Origin of the sequence: Enterobacter kobei, assembly GCF_001729765.1 — a bacterium.
GTDB lineage: Bacteria > Pseudomonadota > Gammaproteobacteria > Enterobacterales > Enterobacteriaceae > Enterobacter > Enterobacter kobei.
Window position 1 is genome coordinate 2,501,989 of record NZ_CP017181.1, and the last position, 17,388, is coordinate 2,519,376.

16 protein-coding genes and 1 pseudogene are annotated in these 17,388 nt (G+C 53.9%); 8 read left to right on the forward strand and 9 right to left on the reverse strand.

Annotated elements, in window-relative coordinates; genetic code table 11:
* Nucleotides 1–36 precede the first annotated feature (36 nt).
* The 4 genes from BFV64_RS12070 (at nucleotide 37) to hslJ (ending at nucleotide 3,139) form a co-directional block, all read left to right on the forward strand.
* Nucleotides 37–1,437 (forward strand): cytochrome ubiquinol oxidase subunit I, encoded by a 1,401-nt coding sequence (locus BFV64_RS12070; protein WP_014883967.1) that lies wholly within the window; start codon nucleotides 37–39, stop codon nucleotides 1,435–1,437.
* A complete protein-coding gene (cydB, locus tag BFV64_RS12075; RefSeq protein ID WP_069602119.1) occupies nucleotides 1,437–2,447 on the forward strand; it encodes a cytochrome d ubiquinol oxidase subunit II in 1,011 nt (336 codons plus the stop codon). The genes BFV64_RS12070 and cydB overlap by 1 nt, the downstream gene beginning before the upstream one ends.
* On the forward strand, nucleotides 2,447–2,575 hold the full coding sequence (locus tag BFV64_RS12080; protein WP_023330509.1) for a DUF2474 domain-containing protein: 129 nt from the start codon (nucleotides 2,447–2,449) through the stop codon (nucleotides 2,573–2,575). The genes cydB and BFV64_RS12080 overlap by 1 nt, the downstream gene beginning before the upstream one ends.
* Before the next feature lie 126 nt (nucleotides 2,576–2,701).
* Nucleotides 2,702–3,139: a heat shock protein HslJ gene (gene hslJ, locus BFV64_RS12085; protein ID WP_014883970.1), complete on the forward strand. Its 438-nt coding sequence runs from the start codon at nucleotides 2,702–2,704 to the stop codon at nucleotides 3,137–3,139.
* Here hslJ and BFV64_RS12090 read toward each other — a convergent pair whose 3' ends face one another.
* A complete protein-coding gene (locus BFV64_RS12090) occupies nucleotides 3,140–3,406 on the reverse strand; it encodes a putative hemolysin (RefSeq protein WP_069602482.1) in 267 nt (88 codons plus the stop codon).
* A 270-nt stretch (nucleotides 3,407–3,676) separates the two neighbouring features.
* Here BFV64_RS12090 and nifJ point away from each other — a divergent pair, with 270 nt between their 5' ends.
* Complete coding sequence (gene nifJ, locus BFV64_RS12095) at nucleotides 3,677–7,201, forward strand: pyruvate:ferredoxin (flavodoxin) oxidoreductase (protein WP_069602120.1); 3,525 nt, start codon at nucleotides 3,677–3,679, stop codon at nucleotides 7,199–7,201.
* Nucleotides 7,202–7,292: 91 nt separating this feature from the next.
* On the opposite strand, the gene BFV64_RS12100 is transcribed toward nifJ, so the two are convergent.
* The 4 genes from BFV64_RS12100 to BFV64_RS12115 all read right to left on the reverse strand — a co-directional run bounded on the left by BFV64_RS12100 (nucleotide 7,293) and on the right by BFV64_RS12115 (nucleotide 9,406).
* Nucleotides 7,293–7,990 (reverse strand): IS1-like element IS1B family transposase gene (locus BFV64_RS12100; RefSeq protein WP_095033700.1). Its coding sequence is split into 2 segments (ribosomal slippage): nucleotides 7,293–7,741 and nucleotides 7,741–7,990, totalling 699 coding nucleotides; the frame shifts between segments, so codons are not numbered across the junction.
* Between the two features lie 33 nt (nucleotides 7,991–8,023).
* Nucleotides 8,024–8,425 carry a hypothetical protein gene (locus BFV64_RS12105; protein WP_069602121.1) on the reverse strand — a complete coding sequence of 134 codons (402 nt, stop codon included), beginning with the start codon at nucleotides 8,423–8,425 and terminating at the stop codon, nucleotides 8,024–8,026.
* A gap of 104 nt (nucleotides 8,426–8,529) precedes the next feature.
* Nucleotides 8,530–8,967 carry a VOC family protein gene (locus BFV64_RS12110; protein WP_069602122.1) on the reverse strand — a complete coding sequence of 146 codons (438 nt, stop codon included), beginning with the start codon at nucleotides 8,965–8,967 and terminating at the stop codon, nucleotides 8,530–8,532.
* 94 nt (nucleotides 8,968–9,061) lie between these two features.
* Entirely contained in the window at nucleotides 9,062–9,406 is a 345-nt protein-coding gene (locus BFV64_RS12115; protein ID WP_045135220.1) for a DUF1294 domain-containing protein, read from the reverse strand.
* 81 nt (nucleotides 9,407–9,487) lie between these two features.
* On the opposite strand from BFV64_RS12115, the pseudogene BFV64_RS26135 reads away from it, so the two are divergent.
* A pseudogene (locus tag BFV64_RS26135) lies at nucleotides 9,488–9,600 on the forward strand (hypothetical protein); the annotation flags it as partial.
* 73 nt (nucleotides 9,601–9,673) lie between these two features.
* Nucleotides 9,674–10,609 (forward strand): tRNA 2-thiocytidine(32) synthetase TtcA, encoded by a 936-nt coding sequence (gene ttcA, locus BFV64_RS12120; protein WP_023337352.1) that lies wholly within the window; start codon nucleotides 9,674–9,676, stop codon nucleotides 10,607–10,609.
* A gap of 42 nt (nucleotides 10,610–10,651) precedes the next feature.
* Here the strand turns inward: ttcA and dbpA are convergent, their stop codons facing one another.
* From dbpA to BFV64_RS12135, 4 genes are all read right to left on the reverse strand, one after another.
* Entirely contained in the window at nucleotides 10,652–12,025 is a 1,374-nt protein-coding gene (gene dbpA, locus BFV64_RS12125) for an ATP-dependent RNA helicase DbpA (RefSeq protein ID WP_014884033.1), read from the reverse strand.
* Between the two features lie 27 nt (nucleotides 12,026–12,052).
* Entirely contained in the window at nucleotides 12,053–12,235 is a 183-nt protein-coding gene (gene ynaL / locus BFV64_RS24240) for a proline-rich small protein YnaL (RefSeq protein WP_000025608.1), read from the reverse strand.
* Nucleotides 12,236–12,510: 275 nt separating this feature from the next.
* Nucleotides 12,511–13,494 carry a zinc transporter ZntB gene (zntB, locus tag BFV64_RS12130; protein ID WP_059373064.1) on the reverse strand — a complete coding sequence of 328 codons (984 nt, stop codon included), beginning with the start codon at nucleotides 13,492–13,494 and terminating at the stop codon, nucleotides 12,511–12,513.
* Nucleotides 13,495–13,650: 156 nt separating this feature from the next.
* A complete protein-coding gene (locus BFV64_RS12135; protein WP_023338360.1) occupies nucleotides 13,651–14,793 on the reverse strand; it encodes a methyl-accepting chemotaxis protein in 1,143 nt (380 codons plus the stop codon).
* Nucleotides 14,794–15,248: 455 nt separating this feature from the next.
* Between BFV64_RS12135 and BFV64_RS12140 the strand changes: the two genes are divergently transcribed.
* The gene (locus BFV64_RS12140; protein WP_023330520.1) at nucleotides 15,249–17,378 is read left to right on the forward strand and encodes a putative bifunctional diguanylate cyclase/phosphodiesterase; all 2,130 of its coding nucleotides are present in this window, start codon (nucleotides 15,249–15,251) and stop codon (nucleotides 17,376–17,378) included.
* The last annotated feature ends 10 nt before the right edge of the window (nucleotides 17,379–17,388 follow it).

A 17,388-nucleotide genomic window follows, 5' to 3' on the forward strand; every position in this document is an offset into this window, starting at 1 on the left:
ACCATAACAACACACCGTTTGACATTGAGGCTGTGCATGTTTGGTTTGGATGCTTTTCACCTTGCGCGGATACAGTTTGCCTTTACCGTATCCTTTCACATTATTTTCCCGGCAATCACCATCGGCCTGGCAAGCTATCTTGCCGTGCTCGAAGGATTATGGCTGAAAACAAAAAATCCGGTCTGGCGCTCGCTTTACCATTTCTGGTCGAAGATTTTTGCCGTTAACTTTGGCATGGGCGTAGTCTCCGGCCTGGTCATGGCCTACCAGTTTGGCACCAACTGGAGCGGCTTTTCACAGTTTGCGGGCAGTATTACCGGCCCGCTCCTGACCTACGAAGTGCTTACCGCCTTCTTCCTTGAGGCCGGTTTCCTCGGCGTGATGCTGTTCGGCTGGAAGAAAGTCGGACCGGGACTGCACTTCTTCTCCACCTGCATGGTGGCGCTGGGGACTATTATCTCCACCTTCTGGATCCTCTCTTCGAATAGCTGGATGCAGACCCCGCAGGGCTATGAGATTGTCAACGGCCAGGTGGTGCCGGTGGACTGGTTCGCTGTGGTGTTCAACCCCTCCTTCCCTTACCGCCTGCTGCATATGTCGATCGCCGCGTTCCTCAGTAGCGCCCTGTTTGTTGGTGCATCCGCAGCATGGCATTTGCTGCGCGGGAATAATAATCCTGCCATACGGGCAATGTTTTCAATGGCACTGTGGATGACGCTGATTGTCGCTCCCCTCCAGGCTATGGTTGGTGATATGCATGGGTTGAATACTTTAAAGCATCAACCCGCCAAAATTGCCGCCATTGAGGGCCACTGGGAAAACCCACCGGGTGAGCCGACCCCGTTGCTGCTGTTTGGCTGGCCTGACATGGAGCAAGAGCGCACCCGCTTTGGTCTGGAGATCCCGGCGCTGGGAAGTCTTATCCTGACGCACAGCCTGGATAAACAGGTCCCAGCCCTTAAGGAGTTCCCGAAAGAAGATCGCCCAAACTCGACCATCGTCTTCTGGTCATTCCGCATCATGGCGGGCTTAGGCATGCTGATGTTGCTGCTTGGGGTGATGGCGCTCTGGTTGCGCTACAAAAAGCGCGTTTATTCATCCCGCCCGTTCCTGTGGTTTGCCCTGTTAATGGGCCCATCCGGCCTGATTGCGATTCTGGCAGGCTGGGTCACCACCGAAGTGGGCCGCCAGCCGTGGGTGGTCTATGGACTCCAGCGAACGAAGGATGCGGTATCAGCCCACGGCGATCTGCATATGAGCGTGAGTTTGCTGGCCTTCTTCGTCGTCTACACCTCGGTGTTCGGCGTCGGCTACAGCTATATGGTTCGCCTCATCAAAAAAGGCCCGCAGCCACACGAATCTTTCGCCACCGCGTCCGATGGACGTCCTGCGCGCCCGCTTTCAGCCGTCACTACTGAACATAAGGAGCAGCCGTAATGGGTATCGATCTTTCCATTATCTGGTTTGTGATCATCGTCTTTGCCACGCTGATGTATATCGTCATGGACGGCTTTGATCTGGGGATCGGGATGTTGTTCCCCGCAACGCCAAACGCTGACGATCGTGATGTGATGGTCAACAGCGTCGCGCCGGTATGGGACGGCAATGAGACCTGGCTGGTGCTTGGCGGCGCCGCCCTGTTCGGCGCATTCCCGCTGGCGTATGCGGTGATCGTTGATGCCCTCACCATTCCGCTGACATTAATGCTGATCGGACTTATTTTCCGCGGGGTGGCATTCGAGTTTCGTTTTAAAGCCACGCCCGCCCACCGCCCCTTCTGGGATAAAGCGTTTATTGGCGGTTCCATTCTGGCAACGTTTACCCAGGGCGTGACGGTGGGCGCCGTCATTAACGGTTTTACCGTGACAGGCCGAACGTATACGGGTGGTCCGTTTGACTGGTTTACCGCATTTAACCTGTTCTGCGGTGCGGGTCTGATGGTGGCCTACGCGTTGCTGGGATCGACGTGGCTGGTAATGAAAAGCGAAAATGCGCTGCAGCAAAGGATGCGGGAGTTATCCAAAACGTTACTGATTATCCTGCTGGCATTTATTGCGGCGATCAGCCTCTGGACGCCGCTTGCCCACCCGGCCATTGCCGCACGCTGGTTTACGCTGCCGAATCTGTTTTATCTGCTGCCGGTTCCTGCGCTGGTCGTGATTTTTAGCCTGTATCAGTGGCGCTGCCTGAATAATCCTGACAACCATAACCGTCCGTTTATCCTGACGTTAGGGCTGATATTCCTTGGTTTTAGCGGGCTTGGGATCAGCATCTGGCCGCATATTATTCCGCCATCCATCACCTTGTGGCAGGCCGCTGCGCCAACGCAAAGCCAGGGCTTTATGCTGGTGGGTGCACTGTTGATCATCCCCGTCATTCTGGTCTACACCTTCTGGAGTTACTACGTATTTCGCGGCAAAGTTCAGCATGGGGAGGGTTATCACTGATGCAACAACCGGTCTGGAAAAGAGTGTTGTGGCTGGCCATTATCTGGGGCGGCAGCGTACTGGCGCTGGCTGCGGTCAGTATGCTCTTTCGCATATTGATGACGGCAGCCGGGTTTAAATCTCATTAATCGTCATTCCGGGCAACCGCTGCGTTGCCCGGCTCTCCCCGCACTTTCAGATAAACCCCATTAACGCACGTCAGCGTATCGTTACACTGGTAAAAGATTCACAGTATTTATTATTTGAGAACAAAAATGAAAAAGCTCATTGCGTTAAGTGTTATCAGTCTTGTCCTGACCGGCTGCGTTAATCCGGGCAAAGCGTCCGTTCAGCCAGAGCAGCTGAAGAACCATCGTTTTGTACTGGAAAATGTGGATGGCAAAGCCGTGAAGGGCATGACAACACCACCTGAGATCAGTTTTAACGCGCTGCCCGCTCTGAACCTGGTAGATAACATCAGCGTGTCTGGCACGATGTGTAACCGCTTCAACGGACAGGGGAAATTGTCCGAAGGTGAGCTGACAGTGAAAACGCTGGCAATGACGCGCAAACTCTGTACTGAACCGCAGCTTAACGAACTGGATCACACCCTCGGCGACATGCTGCGCAAAGGGGCGCAGGTCGACCTGACGGAAGACCAGTTAACGCTGGCGACCGCCGACAAAACGCTGATGTTTAAACGTGTTGACTGATCAGTAATTACCGCAGCTTCCAACGGCAAGCGACTGTTCACTGCAGCGTTTGCCGTTTGGCAATGCGCACATCCCAATAGCTGAACCATCAAGCTGGCGGGCAACCGACAGCGAGCCGCCAATCATGGCACAGTTGGCTTGTCCTGAGCTGGACATTGACGCTCTCATTCCCGGCGCTATGTGAGCCGCCGTCGCCTGCTGAACAGGCTCACTGCTACATGCCGACAATAATAATGCGGCACACCCAATCAAAAATGCTGAACGCATGCTCTCTCCCCCGTAAATAATGCGAAACCTATGCATAATAGGCATCACCTCCCGTGTCGTCGAGAGCGGAAGTGCGTATTTATGCGCTACTGAAACAATTTCTCGCAATTTTTTTACCCTTTAGTTGATCTACTCATTGATGACGAGAATATCGAGGACACAAAAGCGAAAATCGTAAAACCCCCTGTTTGCTAGACTAAAGAGATAATATTCAAGGCTTGTCGTCTTATGACAGGCCCTCTTTTTTGCGCAATGTAAGGGTGTCGTCCTATGCAAACTATTGACGGTAATGGTGCAGTTGCCTCAGTCGCGTTTCGCACCAGCGAAGTTATCGCCATCTACCCGATTACGCCAAGCTCGACCATGGCGGAACAGGCGGATGCCTGGGCGGGAAACGGGGTAAAAAACGTCTGGGGTGATGTCCCGAGAGTGGTTGAAATGCAGTCTGAAGCGGGAGCGATCGCTACGGTTCATGGTGCGCTGCAGACAGGCGCGCTCTCCACGTCGTTTACCTCCTCACAGGGATTGTTGTTGATGATCCCGACGCTGTACAAACTCGCCGGCCAGCTGACCCCCTTCGTCCTGCACGTCGCCGCACGTACCGTTGCGACCCATGCGCTCTCCATCTTTGGCGATCACTCCGACGTGATGGCCGTGCGTCAGACAGGCTGCGCCATGCTCTGCGCCAGCAGCGTTCAGGAAGCACAAGATTTTGCGTTGATTTCGCATATCGCCACGCTTAAAAGCCGCGTGCCGTTTATCCACTTCTTTGATGGTTTCCGCACGTCTCACGAAATCAACAAAATCGTCCCGCTGGCGGACGATACTATCCTGAATCTTTTGCCGCAGGCGGAAATCGACGCGCATCGCGCCCGTGCCCTTAACCCGGAACACCCGGTAATTCGCGGGACATCAGCCAATCCGGACACCTATTTCCAGTCCCGTGAAGCCACGAATCCGTGGTACAACGCGGTTTATGACCACGTCGAGCAGGCAATGAATGATTTTGCCGCCGCGACCGGGCGCGCGTACAAGCCGTTCGAATACTACGGCCATCCGCAGGCTGAACGCGTGATTGTGCTAATGGGTTCCGCCATCGGCACCTGTGAAGAGGTGGTTGACGAGCTGCTGACCCGTGGAGAAAAGGTCGGCGTACTTAAAGTGCGTCTGTATCGCCCGTTCTCGGCCAAACATCTGCTCTCTGCCCTGCCGGAAAGCGCGCGTACGGTGGCGGTGCTCGACCGAACCAAAGAGCCTGGGGCGCACGCTGAACCGCTTTACCTGGACGTCATGACCGCCCTGGCAGAAGCCTTTAACCAGGGCGAGCGTGAAACACTTCCGAGGGTGATCGGCGGTCGCTATGGCTTATCCTCCAAAGAGTTCGGGCCGGATTGCGTGCTGGCGGTATTTAATGAACTGCGGGAAGCAAAACCCAAACCGCGCTTCACGGTGGGTATCTATGATGATGTCACGAACCTGTCCCTGCCGTTGCCGGAAAATACTCTGCCTTCAACCGCCAAACTTGAAGCACTGTTTTACGGCCTGGGCAGCGATGGCAGCGTCTCGGCGACCAAAAATAACATCAAGATCATCGGTAACTCGACCCCGTGGTACGCACAAGGCTACTTCGTTTACGACTCCAAAAAAGCGGGTGGCCTGACCGTTTCCCACCTGCGCGTCAGCGAGCACCCTATCCGCTCGGCCTACCTGATTTCTCAGGCCGACTTTGTTGGCTGCCACCAGCTGCAGTTTATCGACAAATACCAGATGGCGGAGCGCCTGAAGCCAGGCGGTATTTTCCTCCTCAATACGCCGTATAGCGCGGATGAGGTCTGGGCGCGTCTGCCGCAGGAAGTGCAGACGGTCCTGAACCAGAAAAAAGCCCGATTCTATGTGGTCAACGCGGCAAAAATTGCCCGCGAATGTGGCCTGGCTGCACGTATCAATACCGTGATGCAGATGGCCTTCTTCCATCTGACCCAAATCCTGCCGGGCGACAGCGCACTGGCAGAGTTGCAGGGGGCTGTCGCCAAAAGCTACAGCAGCAAGGGACAGGAGCTGGTAGAGCGTAACTGGCAGGCGCTGGCGCTGGCGCGCGAGTCGCTGTCCGAGGTGCCGCTGCAGCCGGTGAATGACGCCAGTCCGAACCGTCCTCCGGTGGTCTCTGATGCGGCGCCTGATTTCGTTAAGACCGTAACGGCAGCCATGCTGGCCGGGCTGGGTGACGCCCTGCCCGTCTCCGCGCTGCCGCCGGATGGAACCTGGCCGATGGGCACCACGCGCTGGGAAAAGCGCAATATCGCCGAAGAAATCCCGATCTGGAAGGAAGAGCTGTGCACTCAGTGCAACCACTGCGTCGCGGCCTGCCCGCACTCGGCCATTCGTGCCAAGGTCGTGTCACCGGAAGCGATGGAAGACGCACCGGCCAGCCTGCACTCGCTGGATGTAAAATCCCGCGATATGCGCGGACAGAAATACGTTCTCCAGGTCGCGCCGGAAGCTTGCACCGGCTGTAACCTCTGCGTTGAGGTCTGCCCGGCGAAAGACAGGCAGAACCCGGACATTAAAGCAATCAACATGATGTCGCGCCTGGAGCACGTTGAAGAAGAGAAAGAGAACTATGACTTCTTCCTGAATCTGCCGGAAATCGATCGCAGCAAACTGGAACGGATTGATATTCGGACTTCGCAGCTCATCACGCCGCTGTTCGAATACTCTGGTGCCTGTTCCGGCTGCGGTGAAACGCCGTATATCAAGCTGCTTACTCAGTTGTACGGCGACCGGATGTTGATTGCTAACGCCACCGGCTGCTCGTCCATCTACGGCGGTAATTTGCCCTCTACGCCTTATACCACCGATGAAAAGGGTCGCGGTCCGGCCTGGGCAAACTCACTATTTGAGGATAACGCCGAGTTTGGCCTGGGCTTCCGCCTCACCGTTGATCAACACCGCGCGCGAGTCATGCGCTTGCTGGAGCAGTTCGCCGGGCAAATTCCTGCCGAACTGAATGCCGCGCTTCACGCCGAAGCGACACCCGACGTGCGTCGCGAGCAGGTGGCAGCGTTGCGTCACGCCCTTCAGGGGGTCGCGGGTGCAGAGCAGTTGCTGACCGACGCTGACGCGCTGGTCGAAAAATCCATCTGGTTGATTGGCGGCGACGGCTGGGCTTACGACATCGGCTTTGGCGGGCTGGATCACGTCCTGAGCCTCACCGAGAACGTCAACATCCTGGTGCTGGATACGCAGTGTTATTCCAATACGGGTGGGCAGGCGTCGAAAGCCACACCGCTGGGCGCCGTCACGAAATTTGGTGAACACGGTAAGCGCAAAGCACGCAAGGATCTCGGCGTGAGTATGATGATGTACGGCCACGTTTACGTCGCGCAAATCTCGCTCGGCGCGCAGCTTAACCAGACGGTGAAAGCGATTCAGGAAGCAGAAGCCTATCCCGGCCCATCGCTGATCATTGCCTACAGCCCGTGCGAAGAGCATGGCTACGATCTGGCGCTCAGCCACGATCAGATGCGTCAACTGACGGCGACCGGCTTCTGGCCGCTGTACCGGTTCGATCCGCGCCGTTCGGACGAGGGGAAATTACCGCTGGCGCTGGATTCGCGTCCGCCGTCAGATGCGCTGGCAGAGACGCTGATGCAGGAGCAGCGCTTCCGTCGCCTCAATGCGCAACAGCCTGAGGTGGCGGAACAACTCTGGAAAGACGCCGCTGCCGATCTGCAAAAACGGTATGACTTCCTGGCACAGCTGGCCGGGAAAGCCGAAAAATCAGCCAGCGACTAACGCCACTGCCCGGCTCGTCCAGGCATTTTTTTGTCATAAAAAAAGCCCGATGCTTTCACATCGGGCTAATCCAGATGGTAATGACTCCAACTTATTGATAGTGTTTTATGTTCAGATAATGCCCGATGACTTTGTCATGCAGCTCCACCGATTTTGAGAACGACAGCGACTTCCGTCCCAGCCGTGCCAGGTGCTGCCTCAGATTCAGGTTATGCCGCTCAATTCGCTGCGTATATCGCTTGCTGATTACGTGCAGCTTTCCCTTCAGGCGGGATTCATACAGCGGCCAGCCATCCGTCATCCATATCACCACGTCAAAGGGTGACAGCAGGCTCATAAGACGCCCCAGCGTCGCCATAGTGCGTTCACCGAATACGTGCGCAACAACCGTCTTCCGGAGCCTGTCATACGCGTAAAACAGCCAGCGCTGGCGCGATTTAGCCCCGACGTATCCCCACTGTTCGTCCATTTCCGCGCAGACGATGACGTCACTGCCCGGCTGTATGCGCGAGGTTACCGACTGCGGCCTGAGTTTTTTAAATGGCGGAAAATCGTGTTGAGGCCAACGCCCATAATGCGGGCGGTTGCCCGGCATCCAACGCCATTCATGGCCATATCAATGATTTTCTGGTGCGTACCGGGTTGAGAAGCGGTGTAAGTGAACTGCAGTTGCCATGTTTTACGGCAGTGAGAGCAGAGATAGCGCTGATGTCCGGCAGTGCTTTTGCCGTTACGCACCACCCCGTCAGTAGCTGAACAGGAGGGACAGCTGATAGAAACAGAAGCCACTGGAGCACCTCAAAAACACCATCATACACTAAATCAGTAAGTTGGCAGCATCACCAGGAGTAGCGTGAAATCGGATTTTAGATAGGTCACCAGGCTATTGACGCTGTTCGCATCCACCACGGAGAAATGGTCTATTCTGTTCTGTCCAACCTGAACACAGCGATATTTTGCGGCCAGCACTTTGCCATTCACATTAAGCTGCTGGTTATTATCATCGCAACGGCCTTCAGTGATGTACGACACCACCAGATTTGCGGATTTACGCTCAGGCTGGAATATGCTCACCATGACAGGAAAACCGTCCGAGGTCTGCGTCATGTCATAGAGAACGGCATTTTTTATATACCAGGTATTATATTCCCGCTCCTGAAACGCTGACCAGCCAGGCGCAGAGAAAAACACCAGTGCTGCCAGTGCAATAGATTTTCTATTCATGGGATGCTGTCGTCCGTGTTGTTGCACGTATTATTCAGATTGTGCAAAAAACAGCAACCCACCAGGAATTGGCCTACTACTTTTGGCAGTAGGCCCGTTTCACGTTATTCAGATGCGTTCTCACCCGTCGCTGTCAGCCCGACACGCTGACCATATGAGAGCTCTAAGGTATTTCCGTCAGGATCGGCAAAGAATACGTAATACCCGATGGGATCACCCAGATCCTCCGGTGCTTTACGTAATACCCCTTCCTCAGTGGCCATCGCCGTTTTTCTGTCAATTTCTTCACGCGTAGCGCAGGCAATCCCAAGGTGGCCAAAATTCCCCAGCGGCGTATCGGTCACGTTGTCTGCCTGCACCAGAACCAGCGCAAAAGGACGGGTGTGGTCAGTCAACCATGCCACTTTTCGGGCATCAGGAAGACCGGGTTCACGCGAATGAATAACATCCATCCCGGCGTATCGGCGATAGAACGTGATGCTTTTTTCCAGGTCCCTGACCATAAACGCAACATGCGTGAAGCCTACATCGATGTCTTTCATTTTAAGTTGTTACTCCTGTATCAACATGTCGAAGACATCTTAAAAGCTCAAGTTAACTTGAGGTCAACGGGAATGTGTGCGGTCCTGACAACGCTCAATAAGGGGTAAAAGGAGAGAAATAAAACAGCGCCATCATGGCTGAGAGACTCACCACAACACTGATCCAAAACCAGGTTTTGAACGGCTGCTTTTGCGTTTTATGGCGAAAGAGTTGTTGACCCAAAATCGCGCCAGGCCACCCTCCCACAACACCGTACAGGAGTAACGTAGTTTCCGGCACCCTGCGCATCCCTTTCCGTGCTGCCGTTTTATCGGCGCCATAAATGGCCATTGTCAGCACATTGATCAGCAGGAACCACACGGCAAAGGAAGACGAGGAGAAAAAGCTGCCGATCGCAGCGACAAGCAGGAGCAAAAAACAAAAACGATTGAGCGTCATAGGAACAGTCACTGGATTGGCGGGCGGATCTGGAAAGCCATTATACGCTATCTTAAGATAGTGTCAGGTTAAGGTGATTATTCCGTAAAACATGCTGGCATTCGTCGCAGCAATCCGTACCATACACGGCACACTTTCGCAGGCTGGTTTTCACTGCAGGCGCGAACCCGTCTTTTATTACCCGTCGGATGGGCACACAAATGCGCAGAGGGTGTTTGAAAGCATGCTATCCCGCTGGTGCCCATTTGAGGTTTGAGTTAAGAATAAATGCAAGCTAATCAAGAAATTAACAAGAAAGAGCAATACAACCTGAACAAACTGCAAAAGCGTCTGCGCCGTAACGTGGGCGAAGCCATTGCAGACTTCAACATGATTGAAGAAGGCGACCGCATCATGGTTTGCCTGTCAGGCGGTAAAGACAGCTACACCATGCTGGAGATCCTGCGCAATCTTCAGCAAAGCGCGCCGGTTAATTTTTCGCTGGTAGCGGTCAACCTTGACCAGAAACAGCCGGGTTTTCCGGAACACATCCTGCCGGAATACCTTGAAAACCTGGGCGTTGAGTACAAGATCGTCGAAGAAAATACCTACGGCATAGTGAAAGAGAAGATCCCGGAAGGGAAAACGACCTGCTCGCTTTGCTCCCGTCTGCGCCGTGGCATTCTCTATCGTACCGCGACGGAACTGGGTGCGACCAAAATTGCGCTGGGCCATCACCGCGATGATATCCTGCAGACGCTGTTCCTGAATATGTTCTACGGTGGCAAGATGAAAGGCATGCCGCCTAAACTGATGAGCGATGACGGCAAGCACATTGTGATCCGCCCTCTTGCCTACTGCCGCGAAAAAGACATTGAGCGTTTTTCACAGGCGAAAGGGTTCCCGATCATTCCATGTAACCTGTGCGGCTCTCAGCCAAACCTGCAGCGTCAGGTGATTGGCGACATGCTGCGCGACTGGGACAAACGTTACCCGGGTCGCATCGAAACCATGTTCAGCGCGATGCAAAACGTAGTCCCTTCACACCTCGCTGACGTTGAGCTCTTCGACTTCAAAGGCATCAACCATGATTCAGAGGTGGTGAATGGCGGTGACCTGGCATTTGACCGGGAAGAGATCCCCATGCAGCCTGCGGGCTGGCAGCCGGAAGACGATGATAACCAACTGGACGAACTGCGTCTGAACGTGCTGGAAGTGAAGTAATCGGTTAGCGTCTCAGAAAGAACTTCTGAGACGCTTTATGCCTTATTTCAGTAGACGTACGCGGCAGGTTTTACCTTTAATCTTGCCATTTTGCAGCTGCTTCCATGCCTTATGGGCAACTGCCTGACGCACGGCCACATAAACATGCGCCGGATGAACCGCAATCTTACCGATATCCGCCCCTTCCAGACCGATATCGCCGGTTAATGCCCCTAACACATCACCCGGACGCATCTTGGCTTTTTTGCCGCCATCAATACACAGCGTCGCCATTTCGGCCTCCAGCGGCACGAGTTTAACGCTGCCCGGTGCATTCACCCAGTTCAGCGTGATCTGCAGCATTTCAGCGAGAATATTGGCGCGCTGCGCCTCTTCCGGCGCACAGAAGCTGATGGCAAGACCGCTGTTTCCTGCACGTGCGGTACGGCCAATACGGTGGACGTGGACTTCGGGATCCCATGCCAGCTCAAAGTTCACTACCAGCTCAAGGGATTTGATATCCAGACCGCGCGCCGCCACGTCGGTCGCCACCAGAACACGGGCGCTACCGTTGGCGAAACGCACCAGGGTCTGATCGCGATCGCGCTGTTCCAGATCGCCATGCAAAGATAAGGCGCTCTGCCCCGCCGCATTCAGCGCATCACACACCGCCTGACAGTCTTTTTTAGTATTACAAAACACCACGCACGACGCAGGCTGATGCTGGCTCAGCAATTTCTGCAGGAGCGGGATTTTTCCCTGCTGTGAGGTTTCAAAGAACTGCTGTTCGATGGCCGGGAGCGCGTCGACGCTGTCTATCTCGATAGTGAGCGGATTTTTCTGCACGCGACCGCTGATTGCGGCGATGGCTTCAGGCCAGGTCGCAGAGAATAGCAACGTCTGGCGATCGTCCGGCGCGAAGCGGATCACTTCATCAATGGCATCACTGAAGCCCATATCCAGCATTCTGTCCGCCTCATCCATCACCAGCGTGCTTAATGCATCCAGCGAAACGGTGCCTTTTTGCAGGTGATCAAGCAGGCGGCCAGGCGTCGCGACAATAATGTGTGGCGCATGCTGGAGCGAATCACGCTGTGCGCCGAACGGCTGTCCACCACAGAGCGTCAGGATCTTGGTATTGGGCATAAAGCGCGCCAGGCGACGCAGTTCACCCGCGACCTGGTCTGCCAGCTCGCGGGTCGGGCACAATATCAGCGACTGAGTCTGGAACAGCGACGCGTCAATATGCTGCAGCAGACCAAGACCGAATGCGGCCGTTTTCCCACTGCCGGTTTTCGCCTGCACGCGTACGTCGCGGCCCTCAAGGATAGCGGGCAGCGCGGCCGCCTGAACAGGCGTCATCGTGAGATATCCCAACTCGTTGAGGTTGTCGAGTTGGGCGGCAGGCAGAACATTCAGGGTAGAAAAAGCGGTCACAGTAGTCTCTCGTGGTGATCTTTACGGTCAGATGGCGCGTATCCTCGCAGATCTCAGGGTTCGATGCGACAATTTAATCGGTTCTTCATCCGGCGGCGGATCGGGCATCGGCTGCGGACGCGGTATGGGATCGGGCATCGGCACGGGATCGGTGGGAACAGGATCGGACTGACGCGATTGTTGCACGAGCAGAGCGAGTAAAATGCTCATCTTTCCCTCCAGGCTTGGTTGTCGTCCCTTTTAGGGTAGACGCTGAGAAACAGGAGGCAAAAAAAAGCCGACTATTAAAGTCGGCGTCGTACGAATCAATTGTGCTATGCAGTAATTCAAAAAAAGGAAGTAAGACAATATGGAGCGCAACGCCCATCGCTTGACGTTGCATTCACCTGCGGGAGTAATATTGCACCTTGCCGGGCTGATGTTTATTGACTTCGCTCAATTAAAAGAGCGTTTTAATCTCTGCAAAAGGGCAAAAAAACGTAAATTTACAGCCATTTACTACGATGCAACCACCATGCAACACCACCAATCAAAACAACTAACATGACGCAAAACGCGGTGAAGCCGTAATGGTAAGCACCACCGGGGATCCCCCCCAGATTGACGCCAAACAGCCCTGTCAGGAAGGTACTGGGTAAGAAGACCATCGCCATCAGAGACATCGTATAGGTTCTTCTCGCCAGTGACTCCTGCATCACCTGAGCAATTTCATCCGCCATCACCGCCGTTCGCGCGATACAGGAGTCGATCTCATCAAGTCCCCTGCCGAGTCTGTCAGCTATGTCCTGCATTCTGCGGCGCTGATCGTCATTCATCCAGTTGAGTCTTTCGCTGGCCAGACGGGCATACACATCCCGCTGCGGTGTCATATAGCGACGCATCACGATCAATTGCTTACGCAATAACGCCAGAAAGCCGCGCGGTGGGATCTGTTGATCGAGCAGGTTATCTTCCAGGTCGATGATTTTATCGTGCAGCTCTTCAATAAACTCGCTCGCATGATCGGTCAGGGCGTCACAGACGTCCACCAGCCAGCTACCGCAGTCGACCGGTCCGGTTCCCTCTTTGAGATCGTTCACAATGTCGTCCAGCGCCAGGACCTTCCGCTGGCGGGTGGACACAATCAGCCCATCGTCCATATAGACGCGCATCGCCACCAGTTGATCGGGACGTTCATCCGTACTGCCATTTATGCAGCGCAGGGTGATAAGCGTTCCGTCACCCATTCTGCTCACACGTGGGCGCAGGCTTTCTCCTGCCAGGGCGTCGCGCACGTTGTTGGGCAACAACGGGGTCGTGGCCAGCCAGTCAGCACTTTCCGGATGGGTATAGTTGAGATGTAGCCAGCAGGGATGCTCATTATCAATGACATCATTATCTTCCAGCGGCCGGGCACCGCCGCGACCGTCCAGCACCCACGCAAAAACTGCGTCAGGAACGTTAAGTTCTGATCCTTTAATGCTCTCCACTGCGCCTCCCCCCTGTTTAGCTCTTTCGATGTCAGTCTAGCTTCCGTCGGGGGTTAAGCAACAACTATGTCTCGCATGGCGCTGAAATCGCTCAGGAATTGTACATACTGTGTTTCAGGAGAAGAAAAGCCTGGCATGCCAGGCTTTGAAGTGCTGTCAGAGCGAGTGCTCAGGCCGCTGGAGGAAAGGTGCAGGGCCGGTCAACGATGACGGCGAGTGTCCCTGCTCAAGCCTGAAATTGCGTGTCCGCGTTTGCAGTTCAATCACCTGATTACGCAGGACATCAGAGGAACCATTGAGTTCCTCCGCCATCGCGACGTTACTTTGCGTGACCCGCTCCAGTTCAGACAGCGCCAGGGTGATCTGGTAAATGCCTTTCTCCTGCTCAGCGGTCGAGGTAGAAATCTCATCCATCAACCGGCTGACATTGCCGGAACCGGTCACGATTTCATGCATATTCTTTTCCGCTTCCGACACGACGCTGGCACCCTGGGTAACATTACTGCTGGTGACGTCAATCAGCGTCTTGATGTTTTTCGCGGCCTCCGCACTGCGGTGCGCCAGGTTTCTCACCTCTTCCGCAACGACGGAGAACCCTTTGCCGTGATCGCCCGCCCGCGCCGCCTCAACCGCCGCGTTAAGCGCCAGGATATTTGTCTGGAATGCAATCCCGTCGATTAGGGAGATAATTTCCGTCATCTGCTGCGCGCACTCGGTTATGGATTGCATATTGCTGGCAACCTGCTCCATCAGCTCTCCTCCCTTACGCGCCTGCAATGTCGCGACGTTTGCCTGCTCGCTCGCCAGACGGGTGTTATCGGCATTGTTTCGGGTGCTTGCCGCCATCTGCTCCATACTGGCAGCGGTTTGCACCAGAGAGGCAGACTGCTGCTCGGTTTTCACCGAGAGCTGAGCGCTACGGGCAGAGAGTTGATCCGACAAGGTCATGGCGTTTTGAGATGACGCCCTGATCTCACGCACCAGCGTCGCAATGTTACTGGAAAGACTATTAATTCCAGGGATTAATCGTCCCGCGCAGTTATTGCCAAACTCAGGGATTGAGACACCAAGATTACCTGCGGTCACTTCTTCAATACTTTTTTTCACAGTATTGATCGGCGTCACAAGAAACTTCGTCATATAACTCCAGAGCAAAAACAGCGCAACGAAATTAACCAGATTAATCGAAATGAAGAGAGAGAAATTGCTGGAAAATAGAGCAACGATACCTGCATTTACCAAAAAAAGGCATAACAGGAACCAGGCAATGAAGGTCCTGACACTAATATTTCTTAGCATGATTTTACCCACAACTTATATTTTGGTCGGCATTAAGACTTTTAGCATTCACTTTTGCGTTTGTCCTCACCTAACGCGCTGGTTTCTCGTTTCGCCGTTACACACCCGATATTTAGCTTAAGTCAGGTAAAAAAAGCGTATTAGTAAAAATGTGCTGCGCCGAATGCTGTGATACTGGTTCACAACCACGTTAAGCGATACCATCACCTGCGACGAGACGATTCGTTCGTCCACGTATTTAAGGCGCTTTGCTAGTGATAGTGGTCTATGTTTAGCAATGCTTAATAAGTTAAAAACGAGAATATATTTTATATTCCCGGTGAGTATAGAGTTGTTATATGACTGGTCATTTTTCACGATAAATAAGTAATATGGTTCGAATGCGCATTTTCGTTGCCCGATAAAAATGTGCCGGCAGGCGAAATCGGTAACCCTCTCAGGCGTGGGATTGCATAATGCTCAATATATCGTGGGACCCTGTGTTGATTGCTGTCTCTTATCTGGTGGCGTTTATCGCCTCCTTTGTAGCTCTGGACAGCGCCGGGAAAATTCCCCTTTCCAGCCGAAAAGCGGCTTTGTTCTGGCGGATTGCCGGAGGCGTAACGCTGGGCATTGGGATCTGGTCAATGCATTTCATCGGCATGCTGTCGATGCAAATGCCCATGATGATGAGCTACGACCTCTGGATAACGCTGGCCTCACTTGGTGCGGCGGTTATAGCCTCCACAACGGCCATTAATATTGCCGTTACGGGCAAACACCTCTCCCTGTTTAGACTGACAGTCGCCACGATCATTCTCAGCGCTGGCGTGGTCTCGATGCACTATATCGGTATGGCCGCATTGATGCTGGAGGGAAGCATCCTCTGGGATCAGCGGATTGTCGGTTTGTCCGTGGTAATTGCGGTTGTCGCCTCCGGTGTGGCGTTGTGGCTGGCTTTTCGTCTCCGGGATAAGCACAAAGGGGTCTTTGTAAATCGCATACTCGCGGCCTTAGTCATGGGTGCCGCCATCTGCGCAATGCATTATACGGGCATGAGTGCCGCGCATTTCCATGAGATGGCACGCACGCTTCCCGGCGGGATCGGCGAGCTGGGATTATCCATATGGGTTTCCGTCACCACGCTCTCACTTCTTGGCGTGATGTTAATTATTTCGCTAATCGATTCGCACTGGCGCACCACCCGGCTGACGGACAATTTGCGACAACTCAATCGCCAGCTTGAGCTTCAGGCTCGCTTCGATGCCCTCACCGGGCTCGCAAACCATCATCAGATGGATATCCGAATGCAGGACTGTCTTCGCAGCGCCTTGCTGAGCAAGAGACAGTTTGCCGTGATCTTCCTGAATGTCGATCACTTCAAACGCGTGAATGATACCTGGGGCCACAGCGTGGGTGATGAGTTACTAATCACTATTGCCCAGCGCATTACGTCCCGGCTTACCCGTGAGATGACGCTGGCCAGACTGGGCGGGGATGCTTTTATCCTGCTGGTTCCCGAATGTGATGATGAAAAGCTTAATACCCTGCTCACCACCCTCCTCGCGGATATGCGCCGCCCGCTTTCACTCTGCGGTCACACGCTGAACACCACCATCAGCGCGGGGGTCAGCCTCTATCCGAAAGATGGCGAAACGCTACATGAACTGAAGTTTAAGGCTGATGCAGCCTTACAACATATTAAAGAGGATGGACGTAACGGCTGGGCAATTTACCGTCCGGAGATGTCAACAACAATGCCGGCGCAACCGGGTTTTCTTCAGGCGCTTTCTCAGGCCCTGGAACGCGATCAGTTTGAGCTCTGGTATCAGCCAACCTGGCACGCGGAAGATAAGACGATCCACGGTTTTGAAGCACTTCTCCGCTGGCGTCATCCGGAGCAAGGCGTTTTGCTGCCGGGACTGTTTTTACCCACGCTGGAACAAACGGGTTTGATTATTCCGGTTGGCAACTGGGCGATTGAGGCCGCGTGTCGGCAGCTTCATTTCTGGACGGAACAGGGTTTCAGTCAGTGGACATTGTCGCTCAATTTATCCCCCGTTCAGTTCGAACAGCCGGATATCTTTCACATCGTCTCGTCGATGTTGGAAAAATATAATCTGTCTCCCTCCCGGCTGATTCTGGAGGTAACAGAGAGTACTGCGCTTAAAAATCTCGACCGCAGTATCGAGCTCCTGAACGCCTTTAACCATGCGGGTGTCACCGTCTCTATTGATGATTTTGGTACTGGCTATTCTAACCTGCTGATGTTAAGCGTTCTCCCGGCAAAAGAGCTAAAAATTGATAAGAGTTTTGTCACCTCTATGCTGGAAAACGAGAAAAGCCGTAAGCTGGTGGAAACCATTATTAATATCGCCCGGACCATGGAGATGAATGTGGTTGCTGAGGGCATTGAAACGGACGAACAGCAGGCGATACTGACCAGCCTTGGCTGTGACTATCTGCAGGGGTTCCTTTTCTCCCGCCCATTGCCTGCGGAACAAGTTCCGTGGCTGCTGCTACAGAAAAACTCAGATAAACAAATTATACCCATGAGTAAAATTCATACGGATCCCGCATTTATTTCACAAAAAAATCATGCCTGACAGGATTGAA